The 16,086-nt window shown below is 57.8% G+C and carries 14 protein-coding genes and 1 pseudogene; 5 read left to right on the forward strand and 10 right to left on the reverse strand.

What is annotated here, in order from left to right:
* Nucleotides 1–175: 175 nt before the first annotated feature.
* A complete protein-coding gene (locus ACQG1Y_RS02685; protein WP_045341486.1) occupies nt 176–2,560 on the forward strand; it encodes a beta-N-acetylhexosaminidase in 2,385 nt (794 codons plus the stop codon).
* Nucleotides 2,561–2,645: 85 nt separating this feature from the next.
* Here ACQG1Y_RS02685 and gbpA read toward each other — a convergent pair whose 3' ends face one another.
* The 5 genes from gbpA to ACQG1Y_RS02710 form a co-directional block, all read right to left on the reverse strand.
* Nucleotides 2,646–4,094 (reverse strand): N-acetylglucosamine-binding protein GbpA, encoded by a 1,449-nt coding sequence (gbpA, locus tag ACQG1Y_RS02690; RefSeq protein ID WP_368740765.1) that lies wholly within the window; start codon nt 4,092–4,094, stop codon nt 2,646–2,648.
* Nucleotides 4,095–4,231: 137 nt separating this feature from the next.
* Complete coding sequence (gene ridA / locus ACQG1Y_RS02695; protein ID WP_003863373.1) at nt 4,232–4,618, reverse strand: 2-iminobutanoate/2-iminopropanoate deaminase; 387 nt, start codon at nt 4,616–4,618, stop codon at nt 4,232–4,234.
* Nucleotides 4,619–4,691: 73 nt separating this feature from the next.
* Entirely contained in the window at nt 4,692–5,153 is a 462-nt protein-coding gene (pyrI, locus tag ACQG1Y_RS02700; protein WP_003863370.1) for an aspartate carbamoyltransferase regulatory subunit, read from the reverse strand.
* Between the two features lie 12 nt (nt 5,154–5,165).
* The gene (gene pyrB / locus ACQG1Y_RS02705) at nt 5,166–6,098 is read right to left on the reverse strand and encodes an aspartate carbamoyltransferase (protein WP_003863368.1); all 933 of its coding nucleotides are present in this window, start codon (nt 6,096–6,098) and stop codon (nt 5,166–5,168) included.
* Nucleotides 6,099–6,132: 34 nt separating this feature from the next.
* A complete protein-coding gene (locus ACQG1Y_RS02710; RefSeq protein WP_071524139.1) occupies nt 6,133–6,237 on the reverse strand; it encodes a pyrBI operon leader peptide in 105 nt (34 codons plus the stop codon).
* On the opposite strand from ACQG1Y_RS02710, the pseudogene ACQG1Y_RS02715 reads away from it, so the two are divergent.
* Nucleotides 6,217–6,334, forward strand: a pseudogene (locus ACQG1Y_RS02715) (hypothetical protein). The gene ACQG1Y_RS02710 and the pseudogene ACQG1Y_RS02715 overlap by 21 nt on opposite strands.
* Nucleotides 6,335–6,337: 3 nt before the next feature.
* On the opposite strand, the gene ACQG1Y_RS02720 reads toward ACQG1Y_RS02715, so the two are convergent.
* The 5 genes from ACQG1Y_RS02720 to arcA form a co-directional block, all read right to left on the reverse strand.
* A complete protein-coding gene (locus ACQG1Y_RS02720; protein WP_003863366.1) occupies nt 6,338–6,817 on the reverse strand; it encodes an arginine repressor in 480 nt (159 codons plus the stop codon).
* An 80-nt stretch (nt 6,818–6,897) separates the two neighbouring features.
* Nucleotides 6,898–8,301 (reverse strand): YfcC family protein, encoded by a 1,404-nt coding sequence (locus tag ACQG1Y_RS02725; protein ID WP_063134966.1) that lies wholly within the window; start codon nt 8,299–8,301, stop codon nt 6,898–6,900.
* Nucleotides 8,302–8,347: 46 nt separating this feature from the next.
* Complete coding sequence (gene argF, locus ACQG1Y_RS02730) at nt 8,348–9,352, reverse strand: ornithine carbamoyltransferase (protein ID WP_368740764.1); 1,005 nt, start codon at nt 9,350–9,352, stop codon at nt 8,348–8,350.
* Between the two features lie 119 nt (nt 9,353–9,471).
* A complete protein-coding gene (gene arcC / locus ACQG1Y_RS02735) occupies nt 9,472–10,383 on the reverse strand; it encodes a carbamate kinase (RefSeq protein WP_254309540.1) in 912 nt (303 codons plus the stop codon).
* 10 nt (nt 10,384–10,393) lie between these two features.
* Complete coding sequence (arcA, locus tag ACQG1Y_RS02740; protein WP_368740763.1) at nt 10,394–11,614, reverse strand: arginine deiminase; 1,221 nt, start codon at nt 11,612–11,614, stop codon at nt 10,394–10,396.
* 675 nt (nt 11,615–12,289) lie between these two features.
* Between arcA and ACQG1Y_RS02745 the strand changes: the two genes are divergently transcribed.
* The 3 genes from ACQG1Y_RS02745 to yagF all read left to right on the forward strand — a co-directional run bounded on the left by ACQG1Y_RS02745 (nt 12,290) and on the right by yagF (nt 15,869).
* Nucleotides 12,290–12,742 carry a YhcH/YjgK/YiaL family protein gene (locus ACQG1Y_RS02745; protein ID WP_077580394.1) on the forward strand — a complete coding sequence of 151 codons (453 nt, stop codon included), beginning with the start codon at nt 12,290–12,292 and terminating at the stop codon, nt 12,740–12,742.
* Nucleotides 12,743–12,978: 236 nt separating this feature from the next.
* Nucleotides 12,979–13,887, forward strand: a complete 909-nt coding sequence (gene yagE, locus ACQG1Y_RS02750; protein ID WP_023302991.1) for a 2-keto-3-deoxygluconate aldolase — start codon at nt 12,979–12,981, stop codon at nt 13,885–13,887.
* 14 nt (nt 13,888–13,901) lie between these two features.
* Entirely contained in the window at nt 13,902–15,869 is a 1,968-nt protein-coding gene (gene yagF / locus ACQG1Y_RS02755) for a xylonate dehydratase YagF (protein WP_368740761.1), read from the forward strand.
* The last annotated feature ends 217 nt before the right edge of the window (nt 15,870–16,086 follow it).

Here is a 16,086-nt window from a genome sequence, read left to right on the forward strand (position 1 = left end):
ACCGGGCCTACGATCCGAACGTAGGCCGGGTAAGGCGAAGCCGCCACCCGGCAGCTGGCTTTCCTCCCAAATTCAACAACCTGTGATCTCCGTCGGCGCATTCGCTTGACGACAATTTGAGCGCATGTTAACAGAATGTTTTGCCTGTATTTGGCCCGTCAGATAAGGAACATTCATGTTACGGTACAGCCTCTTAACCGCCGGGCTCATGCTCGGCGCCTCCGCCTTTGCCGCCCCGGCAGGTGACCTTCCCTTAATGCCCTGGCCTGCGAAGGTTGAACGTCCGACCACTCAGGGCGCGCTGGTGCTTAACAATCAACTCTCTGTGAGCGTCAGCGGCGACGATCTGGGGGATGCGGTCAACCGCCTGCGCCAGCGCATTGCGCTGCAAACCGGCTGGACGCTACAGCCGCAGGCCGAAAAACCTGACAAGCCGACCATCCGCATCGCCATCGCCAAAAAGGTGAAGCCGCAGCCGCTGCCGGACAGCGATGAGAGCTATAAACTCACGGTGGACGCCAACGGCGTAAATATCTCTGCCAACACCCGCTTTGGCGCGCTGCGCGCCATGGAAACCTTGCTTCAGCTGATGCAGAACGGCGCCGAAAACACCTCGATCCCGTGGGTGACCATTGAAGATTCGCCGCGCTTCCCGTGGCGCGGGCTGCTGCTCGATTCGGCGCGCCACTTCCTCCCGATTCCGGATATTAAACGCCAGATCGACGGCATGGCCGCGGCCAAACTCAACGTCCTGCACTGGCATTTGACGGACGATCAGGGCTGGCGCTTTACCTCGAAACGTTATCCAAAATTAACCCAGCTTGCCAGCGATGGGCTGTTCTACACCCCGGAGCAGATGCGCGAGATTGTGCGTTACGCTGCCGAGCGCGGCATACGCGTGGTGCCGGAAATTGATATGCCGGGCCACGCCTCGGCGATTGCCGTCGCCTACCCGGAGCTGATGAGCGCGCCGGGGCCTTACGCCATGGAGCGCCACTGGGGCGTGCTGAAGCCGGTGCTGGATCCAACAAAAGAGGCAACTTATACCTTTGCCGACGCGATGGTCAGCGAACTGGCGGCGATCTTCCCGGATCCGTATCTGCATATTGGCGGCGATGAGGTTGACGACAGCCAGTGGAAAGCGAACGCTGCGATCCAGACGTTTATGCGCGACAACAAACTGGCGGACAGCCACGCGTTGCAGGCGTATTTCAACCGCAAGCTGGAGACGATCCTTGAGAAGCACCACCGGCAGATGGTTGGCTGGGATGAGATCTACCATCCCGATCTGCCGAAAAGCATTCTGATCCAGTCCTGGCAGGGACAGGACGCGCTGGGGCAGGTGGCGCAGAACGGCTATAAGGGTATTCTCTCAACCGGTTTCTACCTCGATCAGCCGCAATCCACCGCCTACCACTACCGCAATGAAATTGTGCCGCAGGGGCTGAACGGCGTGGATGTGATAGCGGACACCGACAGCGTCCAGAGCTGGGCTTTCTCCATGCCGCGTCTGAAAGGCAAGCCGGTGGAAGGCAGCTTTACGCTGGTGAAAGGCGATGCCGGGTGGCGTGGATTTATTGATTTTGCTGGAAAATCGCGTCGGGCGGTGGAGAACATTCAGTGGCGGGACGACAACCAGGTAACGTTTACCGTTGATACCTGGATGGGTGAAACGCGTCCGGTCGTTTCTGTTGAGAACGATAAGCTCAGCGGCTATTTCCTGGTGGGTAACGCCCGCTACCCGATCGACGGCACGCGTCTGGACGCGGTGCCAAAAGGCATACCGCCGGTGGTGCCGGACCCGGCGAACGAGGCCAATCTGCTCGGCGGTGAAGCCGCGCTGTGGGCGGAAAACGTGGTCGCGCCGGTGCTGGATATCCGTCTGTGGCCGCGCGCCTTTGCGGTGGCGGAGCGGCTATGGTCGGCAAAGGACGTCAACGACATCGACAACATGTATACCCGGCTCCAGGCGATGGACAGTTGGTCCACGGTGTCGGCTGGACTACAGCAGCATACCCAGCAGCAGGTGCAGTTCACGCGCCTCGCCAACAATGCGGATACCCTTCCGCTGCAAATTCTCGCCCAGGCGCTTGAACCGGCGCAGTATTACACCCGCCAGCATCTTAAGTTCCAGGCCGGAAACTATCATCAGTTTGAGCCGCTCAACCGGCTCGCTGACGCGCTAAACGCGGAAAGTGCGACCGTGCGTCAGATGAATAAATGGGCGGACCGTCTGGTGAGCGACGCGGAAGACACGGAAAGCGCCGACGCGCTGCGCCACGTCTTTAACCGCTGGCAGAACAACACCAGCGATGCGCTGGCCTTGAGTGAAAACAGCTATCAGCTGAAGGCCATTAAGCCGGTGATCCAGGAGGTGGATAAACTGGCCTCGATTGGCCTGAGGCTGACGGATCTGGTGGCGCGTCAGGGCACGCTGGACGACAACGAGATCGCGTCGATCCAGAGCGAACTGGATAACGCGGCGACGATCCAGGACGAGGTGGTGATTGCGGCGGTGTACCCGCTGGAGACGCTGCTTAGGGCGACGCGGAATCAGTAACAAATGCGCCCGGTGGCGCTACGCTTACCGGGCCTACGTGACGTGTAGGCCCGGCAAACGAAGTGCCGCCGGGCGTGAAGGCAACTCAGTTCTTCAGCACCCACGCCTCTCTCCAGTGCGCGCCCACGCCTGGCTCAAACTGGGTCGCGTATTTGCTCCACTGCACGCAGTAGCCGCTATACGGGAACGGTTTACACTCGTAGGTCTTACCGTTTTTAGGCTGTAACACCACGGTGCCCGCTTTGTAGGAGGCAATGCTGTCCGGGAAGATAAAGTCATGCGGGCCGCTGCTGTCCGCCGCGTCGCTTTCCAGCATCAGGTTTAGCACGTCCTGCGCGAACAGGGTGCCGTCTTTATTGGTGGCGTAGTATTTCAGCATATGGTGGCCCGCCGTGACGTCAGTCAGCGTCATGGTCACGTTTTGATTGACGTTATTCATATCCTGCTTCAGGTAACCTTTTTCGGCACCGTGGTGGTTCATCACGTGCGCTTCAAAATTAACGTCACCCTGCGTGTTCACATGGAAGGTCACAATCACATTGCCATGTTCGATTTTGCTGTATTGCAGATCGGAAACGGCGATGGTCTCGCTCACCTGCGCTTTTTGCTCTTCATAAGAGATGGCAACGGATCTCAGCGTGCTGCCGTCTTTCACGAATACGCTGTTGGCGCCGTGAATCGGGCTGATTTCACCGGCTTCATCTTTCACACCGACGCGGACATCGCTATGAGTGGTGTTGATCTTCTGCGCCAGATCGTAGGACCAGTGGTTAGCGTCGCCTTGTTCTGAAGAGCCGATGGTCATTTCAGTACGCAGGGCGGCAACTTCCCCGTTGGCGTCGAAGAAGCGTGCAATCACTTTATCGCCCACGTTCAGGTTATTCCCGGCAATCTGTCCGCTCAGGGTTTTACTCCACTGGAATATTACCGCTGGGGTATCGTCCGGCGTGACGTTGCCGCCGTTACCGAAATCAACGTCAATGGCCTGATAGAAACTGTTTGTGGTATCCGCAATTTCCCACACGCCATAAATAACCTGGTAGCCCGTACGTTCCGGGACATTACAGGTCATGGATTTTGTCATGGACGGTGCCTGACCATTCCCGTTAATAGTACAGAACGGCGTTAATTCGAACTGGTCACGGGTCAGCGGTTTATTGGGGTCCCAGTTTTGTTTGGTAATGTAATAACGCCAGTTGGTGGTTTTATGCGGCGCGGTATGGTGCCAGACAAATTCATGCGGGCCTGCCGTCATGGGGCTTTTAGTCCAGGCGTTCAGGCTCTGCTTATCAAGCTGGGAGTAGCTGGCAATACCGGCGCTGGCAAGCTGGCCGTCAGGCGGCATTGCGCCCGTCGGGAAGCCGGAGGTCTTTTCTACGCTCTGCGGTTCATATTGTACAGAGCCACAGTCAATATTCTGGCCGAGCTTACACATATAAGCGCGGCTGGCGGGGGATTCTATATATCCGTGTGCAAGTGCGGAAGACGCAACCGCTAATGTGGCAACGGCCAGCGCGATCTTAGAGAGTTTCATTCTTCATCCATTAATTAGAATATAACAAGGCAGCGTCAGTCTATTAATGGAGTGGGGGATGCGTCATTGCCTGGAGAGAGTAAAAATGGTCGCAATAAAAAAGGCAGCCTGAGCTGCCTTCTCTTTATTGAAATAAATTAGCGACGTACGGCAATCGCTTCAATTTCAATTTTTACGTCTTTTGGCAGACGCGCCACTTCCACACAGGAGCGCGCCGGGAAGGTGGCGTTGTGCTCGGTGAAGAACGCTTCATAAGTGGCGTTAACGGTGGCGAAATCGTTCAGATCTTTCACGAACACGGTGGTTTTGACGATATCGCCCACTTTCAGACCGGCAGATTCGACGATCGCCTGCACGTTTTCCAGCGACTGACGCGCCTGCGCCGCTACGTCGGCTGGCACTTCACCGGTTTTTGGGTTCACCGGGATCTGACCAGAAGTGATGATCATGCTGCCCAGATCAACGCCCTGAACGTATGGGCCGATAGCCGCTGGTGCATTTTCCGTCGCGAGTACTTTGCTCATTTTTTCTCCAGAATTACAGCGTTAAGAATGTTCCCGGCCATTATAACAGCCGGGATTTCATTACCAACCTCAATTAGTTGGCCAGCACCACATAATGAGAAAACTCTTTTTCGCAGTATTTGCATTTGAGTGCAATGTCATTGGCGCGTTTTTTCACTGCGAAACTGGAGGAAACCGGCTCAGCATGACTGATGCAGTTGCTGTTCGGGCAGACCAGCACGCTTTCGATGCGATCCGGCAGGCTTGGGCGGGATTTGCCCACCACGTCGTAATCGTCGATGCGGTTAACCGTTGCGTCCGGCGCGTACAGAGACAGCTGGTTGACCTGCTCGTCGGTCAGGAAAGTGTTCTCGATCTTGATCAGGTCTTTACGGCCCATTTCGCCCGACGGCAGGTTCAGGCCGATGGTGATGCGCTGGTCGGTTTCAGTCAGTTTGAACAGCGTCAGCAGCTTAAAGCCCACCTGCGCAGGGATGTGGTCAATCACGGTGCCACGCTTGATGGCTTCAACCTGGAGTTTGTTATCGTGTGTCATGGTCGTCTCCCCTTACAGAGCTAATTCGCGATTCAGAACCAGTGCCAGTAACGCCTGGCGGGCGAAGATGCCGTTTCCGGCCTGCTGGAAGTACCAGGCGTGCGGCGTTTTATCCACGTCTGTGGTGATCTCATCGATGCGCGGCAGCGGATGCAGCACCTTCATGTTGTCGCGCGCGCCCTCGAGGTCGCTGGCGCGCAGGACGAACTGCGCCTTCACGTTGGCGTACTCGGATGGGTCAAGACGCTCTTTCTGCACGCGGGTCATGTAGAGAATATCCACGTTGCCCATCACCTCTTCGATGCTGGCGTGCAGGCTCCACGCGATGCCTTTTTCGTCCAGCATATCGAGAATGTACTGCGGCATCGCCAGCGCGTCCGGCGCGATGAAGAAGAAGCGGTTGCCGTTAAATTTCGCCAGCGCCTGGGTCAGGGAGTGGACGGTGCGGCCATATTTCAGGTCGCCGACCATGGCGATGTTCAGGTTCTCAAGCGTGCCCTGCGTCTCCTGAATGGTGAACAGATCCAGCAGGGTCTGCGTCGGGTGCTGGTTGGCACCGTCACCGGCGTTCAGCACCGGAATGCCGCCGGAAAACTCGGTCGCCAGACGCGCCGCGCCCTCCTGCGGGTGGCGCATCACAATCGCGTCCACGTAGGTACTGATAACCGAAATGGTATCCGCCAGGGTCTCGCCTTTTTTGCCCAGCGACGTGTTGCTGCTGTCCGAGAAGCCCACCACGCTCGCGCCCAGGCGGTGCATGGAGGTTTCGAAGGAGAGGCGGGTGCGGGTGGAGGCCTCGAAGAAGCAGCTCGCAATCACCTTGTGCTTCAGCAGCTCCGGTTGCGGATTGGCCTTCAGTTTTGCCGCGGTTTCCAGAACCAGTTCCAGCTCTTCGCGGCTGAGGTCGTTTATGGAAATGATGTGTTTTTGATAAAGCGGATTCATGTTTATCTCCTGACGCCGGGCAAAAAAAAGCCCCTCAAATGAGGGGCTCTGGGAATAGGTTTAGCAACGGGAAGAAAAACGGCAGGCCAGCGTCTGATTTCAGACGCGGTAAGACGATATGTCGTACACGCTTGACCATGCTTCCTCCCGGCAAATTGTCGGGCATTATACGCAGCTCGCTTTTGGGATCAAGCGATTTAATGCACGCTTTACTCAATGCAAACGGTTCTTTATGAATATTAATGCGTTCTGAGTAAATAATTAATTTGCTTATGCACCAGCGCGGTGCGCTTCACCACGCGGGGCGCGACCCAGACAATACTGCTTCCGGCCACCACGCCTAAAATTTCCGGTAACTGGTGATAATCCAGAATACGCGCCACCGCGCGGCCATATCCGGCGACGGTATGGATAAGGATAAATTCGCTGTTGTGCTCCACGCTCACCACCATTTCAGAGACGGTACGCGCCGCGTCGGGGGCCGGGCGCAGCTGGGGATTCAGCGAATAAATCTTTAGCCCTTTGGCATTGCGAATTTTTATGACACCGAGCAACTTGAGCAGACGTGAAACGGTGGACTGGCTGATGGTCTCAAAACCCCGCTCCTGTAAGTCGCGGCGGATCTCCTCCTGGGAGAGATAGCTCTTTTCCGCGATCAGACGCTGGCAGACCGTTAGCTGTAGTTGCTCTTTGGGAGAGTACTCTTCGTAATCCATCATAGTTCCCATATCAGTTCCCGAAATAACCGGTGGCACCGCACCGATCCGTAGGCCGGATAAGCGCAGCGCCATCCGGCAAATTACAACAGGGCGCCCAGGCTTAACGCCACCATAATCACCACCGTTAAAATCCCCAGCAGCGGCGCGACCCATTTCAGATAGCGCACGTAGGGCACGCGGGCGATAGCCAGCCCGCCCATCACGACGGCAGAGGTGGGAGTGATCAGGTTAACGATGCCGGACGCCGACTGGTAAGCCGTAACCACCAGGTCGCGGTTGACGTTAGCGAAATCGGCAAGGGGCGCCATGATCGGCATCGTCAGAACGGCCAGGCCGGACGAAGAAGGCACAAGAAACGACAGCACCACTTCCAGCCAGTACATCACGTTGATGAACGCCACCGTCGACAATCCGGTGACTATTCCCTCGGCGCTGTGCAAAATGGTGTGGGTAATCATGCCCTTATCCATGATCACTACGATACCGCGCGCGATGCCGATAATCAGCGCGACGCCCAGCAAATCTCGCGCGCCGTTGATAAAGGTTGAGGTCAGCTCCTCTTCGCTCATGCGGGCGATCAGCCCGACGATAATCGCGCTGGCGAGGAACACCGCCGAGATCTCCGCCATCCACCAGCCCAGCACCGCCACGCCGTAGATCATCACCGCGAAGGCGAGGGCGAAGATCACCAGGATGAGTTTGCGCACCGGGGTAAACTCCAGCGACTGCTCGCCCTTGTTGCCGAGGAAGTGGGCGCGGTTCTCTTCCTGCTTATCCGCCACGATCGACAGCGACGGATCCTTGCGCACCTTGCGGGCATAGCGCATTACCCACGCCACGCAGATGATCCAGCCGATCACCAGCAGCGCGATGCGCAACATGATGCCGTTGGTGAAGGGGATCCCGGCGGCGTTGGCGGCGATCACCGTGGCGAACGGGTTGATGGTGGAGCCGAGGGTGCCGATCCCCGCGCCGAGCAGCACGGTGGACGCAGCAACCACCGGATCGAACCGCGCCGCCAGCATCACCGGCACCAGTAAGGTATAGAAGGGCAGCGACTCTTCTGCCATGCCGTAAATCGTGCCGCCTGCGGCAAACAGCGCCATCAGGATCGGGATCATCCACTCTTCGCGGCCGCGTAGTCGGGTAGTGACGCGCTCGATCCCGGCGTCTATCGCCCCGGTTTTAGTGACGATCCCGAGGAATCCCCCGATGATAAGGATAAACAGCGCCACGTCGATGGCCCCGGCCTGGCCGGATTCTGGATCGTACAGCCCGGCAATCGGCGCCATCAGCACCGAAACCAGCCCCTGCGGGTGCGCTGCCACGTGCGCGTAGGTGCCAGCAACCGGCACTTCTTTACCGAGCGCCTCGTTCATTGCCATATGGTACTGCCCGGCCGGAACAATCCACGTCAGCACGGCAACCACGGCAATCAGAAAAAAGAGAATGGTGTAAGCGGAGGGAAACTTGAACTTGCCCATGATGTTCTCCTGAACCCGGCGCACCCCGCGGCGCGCCGGGCGGTGATTAGTCGCCGAGTGTCGCCACCATGACCGCTTTAATGGTGTGCATGCGGTTCTCTGCTTCGTCGAAGACGATGGAGTTCGGTGATTCGAAGACCTCTTCCGTCACTTCCAGCCCCTTCAGGCCGTACGCCATTTCGATTTCGCGGCCCACTTTGGTGTGCTCGTTGTGGAACGCCGGCAGGCAGTGCATGAACTTGACGTTCGGGTTACCGGTGGCCTTCATCACGTCCGCGTTGATCTGATACGGCTTCATCAGGCTGACGCGCTCGGCCCAGGCCTCCTTCGGCTCACCCATGGAAACCCACACGTCGGTGTAGAGGAAATCGGTGCCCTGCACGCCTTCCTCCACGTCGTCGGTGAGGGTGATGCGCGCGCCGGTCTCTTTGGCGATGGCGCGGCACTGCTCAACCAGGCCCGCCTCCGGCCAGAAGGATTTCGGCGCCACAAGGCGGATATCCATCCCCATTTTGGCCGCGCCGACCATTAGCGAATTACCCATGTTGTTCCGCGCGTCGCCGAGATAAGCAAAGCTCAGCTCCGGCAGGGTTTTGCCCGGAGAGTGCTCCAGCATGGTCATCAGATCCGCCAGAATTTGGGTGGGGTGGAACTCGTCGGTCAGGCCGTTCCACACCGGCACGCCCGCGTACTCGCCCAGCTCTTCAACGATGGCCTGGCCGTAGCCGCGATACTCGATGCCGTCATACATGTGGCCCAGCACGCGGGCGGTGTCCTTCATCGACTCTTTGTGGCCAATCTGCGAACCGCTTGGGCCGAGGTAGGTGACCTGCGCGCCCTGGTCGAACGCACCCACTTCGAAGGCGCAGCGGGTGCGGGTGGAGGTTTTTTCAAAGATCAGGGCGATGTTTTTCCCGACCAGGGTTTGTTTTTCGCGTCCGGCTTTTTTGGCGGCCTTCAGCTCGATGGCGAGATCGATCAGGTACTGGATCTCCGCCGGGGTGTAGTCCAGCAGTTTCAGGAAGTTGCGGTTTTTCAGGTTAATGGTCATGGGGAAATCCTTTTTAAAATTTAGCTGTCTGATGCCCTCATCCCGGCCCTCTCCCAAAGGGAGAGGGGGCGTACATTCCCTCTCCCTTTGGGAGAGGGTTAGGGTGAGGGGAAAACGACTCAGTTACGAATCAACGTGCCTTTCTCGCCCGCCAGGATCTCCGCGCCGTCATTCAGCGCGCCGATCCCGGCAATGCCGTTGCAGGCCTCAACAAACTCGCGGCAGGCGGCCACTTTCGGCCCCATCGATCCGGCGTCGAACTGCATGCCTCTGAGCAGCTCCGGCGTCACCTGCGCCAGCGGACGCTGGGTCGGCTTGCCCCAGTCGAGGTACACCGCGTCGGCATCGGTGAGGATCAGCAGGGCATCGGCCTCGATCTGGCGCGCCAGCAGGGCGGCGGAGAGGTCTTTGTCGATCACCGCCTCGATCCCGTGATAGCCGTTGGCGTTTTCCACTACCGGCACGCCACCGCCGCCGTTGCAGATCACCAGGTGGTCGCGCTGAATCAGCGCCGTGATGGCGTCGCTCTCGACGATGCGCTTCGGCTGCGGCGACGGCACCACGCGGCGGAAGTAGCTGCCGTCGGCCTTAAACACCCAGCCTTTTTCCGCGGCCAGCGCTTTAGCCTGGGCTTCGCTGTAGACCGGGCCGATGTACTTGGTCGGGTTGCTGAACGCCGGGTCGGCGGCGTCCACTTCCACCTGCGTGAGCAGGACGCTGACCTCGCGCTGGGGCAGATTGTTTTTCAGCGCCTGCTGGAGCATGTAGCCGATCATTCCCTGGCTTTCGGCGCCAAGAACGTCCAGCGGGTAGGGAGTGACTTTGTCGTAGGCGCTGTTTTGCAGCGCCAGCAGTCCGACCTGCGGGCCGTTGCCGTGCACCAGCACCACGCGCCACTGTTCCGTTAAGCCGGCGATGGTGCGGGCGGCCTGCTCGATGTTCTGGCGCTGGATGTCCGCTTCCAGCGGCTCGCCGCGCTTGAGCAGCGCGTTGCCGCCAAGGGCCACAACCAGAGTGGGTTTTCGTTCCATGATGGCTCCTTTAAATTCCGTCGCGTTCCAGTGGGCAGCTCATGCAGCGCGCGCCGCCGCGACCGCGTCCCAGCTCGTCGCCCGGGATCGGCAGCACGGTGATGCCTGCTTTGTCGTACTTCTCGTTGGTCCAGACGTTGCGCTCGTAGCCGATCACCACGCCCGGGCGGATGGTCAGGACGTTGTTAGCGTCGTTCCACTGCTCGCGTTCGGCTTCAAAGGCGTCGCCGCCGGTGGTGATCAGGCGGACGTGGTTAATGCCGAGGGCTTTCTCGATGGCGTGCAGCAGGTCGGTTTCCTGGGTACGCAGCAGGCCGCCGCGTCCGTGCGGGGTGAGCGTCCAGCACTGGGCGTCCTTGCGCACCACTTCCGGGTAAACGGAGAAGGTGTCCACGTCGATGTGGGTCATCACGGTGTCGAGGTGCATGCAGGAGCGGTGTTTCGGCAGCTCAACGGCAATCACGCGCTCGGCCTGGCGATGTTTAAACAGGCTGTTGGCGAGGAACTCCACGCCCTGCGGCGTCGTGCGCTCGGACATGCCGATCAGTACCGCCCCGCGACCAATCACTAATACGTCGCCGCCTTCTAATGTGGCGTGGTCGTAATTAATATTCTCGTCGCCGAAATACTTAATAAACTCGCCGTCGGCAAATGCGGGGTGCCAGCGATATATTGCCCGCAGGTTATTGGTTTCACGCTGGCGGGCGGGTTTCGCCATCGGATTAATGGAGACGCCGTTATATATCCAGCAGGAGGTATCGCGGGTAAATAAGTGGTTCGGCAGCGGCTTCATAATAAAATCATTCGCCGTGTGGGTATCGACCACCATATTTTTAATGGCCGCCGGAATTTCACCGTAGGTTAATCCGCCGCTTAATCTGCGCGCCAGTTCGCGGTGCGGCATATCCGCCAGCCAGCCGCGCACGTCGGCGGCAAAGGTTGGTCCCAGGCGATAGTCGGAGATTTGTGTTTCAAGAAGCCAGGCTTTTGCTTCAGCAATATCAAGCGTTTGCGTAAGAAGGTCGGTCAACAGCAGGACTTCCACACCCTGCTCGCGCAGCGTGTTTGCGAAGATGTCATGCTCTTCACCCGCCCGTTCAACCGAGAGCACGTCATCAAATAGCAGCTCCTGACAGTTTGAGGGGGTTAACCGTTTCAGACTTAAATTAGGACGGTGCAGCATAACGCTACGCAATTGACCAATTTCAGAACCGACGTAATGCTTTTCCATAATTATTCCTTTAACTTTTTTTCAGAATAAAAAGGGCATGCGCCATGTGATGTGTTTAATTTCATGGCGGCTAAGCTCAATTGATTTCGTGATTTATAGTAGGCGCTTAAATAATGGTTATTGTGACATTGCTCACGCGAAAACCGATATTGAGCAGTTTATTTTCAATTGCATGATTCGTATCAGATAATGATTAATTTCATATTATTAAGGGATGAATAGCTAAGCAGGAACGGGTGGCAATATTTGAAGTTGTTATTATTTTGTAGAATCACACGCTTTGAAATATTTAGTTATGTTGTTGATTTTAATGGATAAAATGTTGTCACGGGAATAGCTATGCAATAATGACAGTTAACTATTTTTCACTTAAGAGAAATCAATAAATAATTATGGATTTTTAAAGGAAATAACCAAAGTGGTAAAGTGTGATACACCAACAGGTTTTGTGAGTTATGTTTTAAATTCAGTGAGTTAGATCCTGTGTGCAAAGTGCATGAAATGAGGTTATGCATAACCATTGCATAAATGCCTGTGTGCAATTAACAGTGGATTAACACATTTCCCGATAAACATGCGCTGACGCAAATCTTGTCAAAAAAGGGCTGGTATGGAAGAGGCAATTCTCGTATAAAACATAAAAATGAAACAATGTTTTAATCTGAGGGTTGTATCATGATTATTGGCAATATTCATCATCTCCAGTCCTGGCTGCCAGAAGAGCTGCGCCAGGCCATTGAGCACGTTAAGGCCCACGTCACCGACGCAACGCCGACCGGTAAGCACGACATCAATGGCAACAGCCTGTTTTATCTGGTTTCGGAGGACATGACCCAGCCGTTCGCCGAGCGTCGCGCTGAATACCATGCACGCTATCTGGATATTCAGATTGTGCTAAAAGGTCAGGAAGGGATGACCTTCAGTACCCTGCCGCACGGTACGCCGGACACCGACTGGCTGGCGGACAAAGACATCGCGTTCCTGCCGGAAGGCGAGCGGGAGAAAACCGTGGTGCTGAGCGAAGGGGATTTTGTAGTGTTCTGGCCGGGCGAAGTGCATAAGCCGCTGTGCGCGGCGGGAGCGCCGGCGCAGGTGCGTAAGGTTGTGGTGAAGATGCTGGTAGAGTAACCCCTCACCCCGGCCCTCTCCCAAGGGGAGAGGGTGTAAAAGTTCCCTCTCCCCTTGGGAGAGGGTTAGGGTGAGGGAACCAGACCGCACCCACGCATAATGTGATCCAGCTTAAACTTCCCGCACTCCCTCCTCATCTCCCATTTACCTGCGCTTTTTCTGCGTCATAGTATGATCGTTAAAATAATGAACGCTGTTCTATAATGTAGAACAAAATGATTCAGCAAGGAGATCTCATGCCGCAGTCCGCGTTGTTCACGGGTATCATTCCCCCTGTCTCCACCATTTTTACCGCCGATGGCCAGCTCGATAAACCGGGTACCGCCGCGCTGATCGACGATCTGATTGCTGCGGGCGTCGACGGCCTGTTCTTCCTGGGCAGCGGCGGCGAGTTCTCCCAGCTCAGCGCCGAAGAGCGTAAAACCATTGCCCGGTTTGCGATCGATCATGTCGATCGTCGCGTGCCGGTTCTGATCGGCACCGGCGGCACCAATGCCCGGGAAACCATTGAGCTGAGCCAGCACGCGCAGCAGGCGGGCGCGGACGGCATCGTGGTGATCAACCCTTACTACTGGAAAGTATCGGAAGCGAACCTGATCCGCTATTTCGAACAGGTGGCCGACAGCGTCACATTGCCGGTGATGCTCTATAACTTCCCGGCGCTAACCGGGCAGGATCTGACCCCGGCGCTGGTGAAAACCCTCGCCGACTCGCGCAGTAACATCGTCGGCATCAAAGACACCATCGACTCCGTCGCTCACCTGCGCAGCATGATCCACACCGTTAAAGGCGCCCATCCTCATTTCACGGTGCTGTGCGGCTACGACGATCATCTGTTTAATACCCTGCTGCTCGGCGGCGACGGGGCGATCTCGGCCAGCGGCAACTTTGCCCCACAGGTGTCGGTAAATCTTCTGAAAGCCTGGCGGGATAACGACGTGGCGAAAGCGGCTGAGTATCATCAGACCCTGCTGCAAATCCCGCAGATGTATCAGCTGGATACGCCGTTTGTGAACGTCATTAAAGAGGCGATCGTGCTCTGCGGTCGTCCGATTTCTACGCACGTCCTGCCGCCAGCCTCGCCGCTGGACGAGCCGCGCAAGGCGCAGCTGAAAACCCTGTTACAACAGCTCAAACTCTGCTGAGCCGGACGATAACGATGACCATTGAGAAAATTTTCACCCCACAGGACGATGCGTTTTATGCGGTGATCACCCACGCGGCGGGGCCGCAGGGCACGCTGCCGCTGACACCGCAGATGCTGATGGAATCCCCCAGCGGCAACCTGTTCGGTATGACGCAGAACGCCGGGATGGGTTGGGATGCCAACAAGCTCACCGGCAAAGAGGTGCTGATCATCGGTACCCAGGGCGGCATCCGCGCCGGAGACGGACGCCCGGTCGCGCTGGGCTACCACACCGGGCACTGGGAGATCGGCATGCAGATGCAGGCGGCGGCGAAGGAGATCACCCGCAACGGCGGGATCCCGTTCGCAGCCTTCGTCAGCGATCCGTGCGACGGTCGTTCGCAGGGCACGCACGGCATGTTCGATTCCCTGCCGTACCGCAACGACGCGGCGATCGTGTTTCGCCGCCTGATCCGCTCCCTGCCGACGCGCCGGGCGGTGATCGGCGTGGCAACCTGCGATAAAGGGCTGCCCGCCACCATGATTGCGCTGGCTTCCATGCACGATCTGCCGACCATTCTGGTGCCGGGCGGGGCGACGCTGCCGCCCACCGTGGGGGAAGATGCGGGCAAAGTGCAGACCATCGGCGCGCGCTTCGCCAACCATGAGCTCTCCTTGCAGGAGGCCGCCGAGCTGGGCTGTCGCGCCTGCGCGTCGCCGGGCGGCGGGTGTCAGTTCCTCGGTACGGCGGGCACCTCGCAGGTAGTGGCGGAGGCACTGGGTCTGGCGCTGCCGCACTCCGCGCTGGCCCCGTCCGGGCAGGCGGTGTGGCTGGAGATCGCCCGCCAGTCGGCACGCGCGGTCAGTGAACTGGATAACCGTGGCATCACCACGCGCGATATCCTCACCGACAAAGCCATCGAAAACGCGATGGTGATCCACGCGGCGTTCGGCGGCTCCACCAATTTACTGCTGCACATTCCGGCCATCGCCCACGCGGCGGGCTGCACGATCCCGGACGTTGAACACTGGACGCGCGTCAACCGCAGGGTGCCGCGCCTGGTGAGCGTGCTGCCCAACGGCCCGGACTATCACCCGACCGTGCGCGCCTTCCTCGCGGGCGGCGTGCCGGAGGTGATGCTCCACCTGCGCGATCTCGGCCTGTTGCATCTGGACGCCATGACCGTCACTGGCCAGACAGTGGGCGAGAACCTCGACTGGTGGCAGAGCTCGGAGCGCCGTAAGCGCTTCCGCCAGTGCCTGCGCGAGCAGGACGGCGTGGAGCCGGATGACGTGATCCTGCCGCCGGAGAAGGCAAAAGCGAAAGGGCTGACCTCGACGGTCTGCTTCCCGACGGGCAACATCGCGCCGGAAGGATCGGTGATCAAGGCCACGGCGATCGACCCGTCGGTGGTGGGTGAAGATGGCGTTTACCGCCACACCGGCCGGGTGCGGGTGTTTGTCTCGGAGGCGCAGGCGATTAAGGCCATCAAGCGGGAAGAGATTAAGCAGGGCGATATCATGGTGGTGATCGGCGGTGGACCGTCCGGCACTGGCATGGAAGAGACCTACCAGCTCACCTCCGCGCTCAAACACATCTCGTGGGGCAAGTCGGTGTCGTTAATCACCGATGCGCGCTTCTCGGGCGTGTCGACGGGGGCCTGCTTCGGCCACGTATCGCCGGAGGCGCTGGCGGGAGGGCCGATTGGTAAGCTGCGCGATAACGACATCATTGAGATTGCCGTGGACCGCCTGACTCTGACCGGTAGCGTGAACTTCATCGGTACCGCGGACAACCCGCTGACGCCGGAAGAGGGGGCGCGCGAGCTGGCGCGGCGGCAGACGCACCCGGATCTGCACGCTCACGACTTTTTGCCGGACGATACCCGGCTGTGGGCGGCATTACAGTCCGTGAGTGGCGGCACCTGGAAAGGCTGTATTTATGACACCGATAAAATCATTGAGGTAATTAACGCCGGTAAAAAAGCACTCGGCCTTTAATTATTTTTTGAGAGAAAGTCGTCTGCGGAAAATATTCCGCGGGCGGTTTTTGCTTGTCTTTAATTTACTAATTTAAACAATGATTTATGATATATCGTTGGCGTCACAAAAGCGAAATAACGTAATTCAGAAATAAGATATGACCATTGCTGGTTAATTGAGCAGCTCATTACACTCCAGTAACACAATGTTGTAATTCAGCACACTACATAAGGGT

It is taken from the genome of Enterobacter cloacae complex sp. 397G4 (assembly GCF_050031515.1).
Classification (GTDB): Bacteria; Pseudomonadota; Gammaproteobacteria; order Enterobacterales; family Enterobacteriaceae; genus Enterobacter; species Enterobacter hormaechei_C.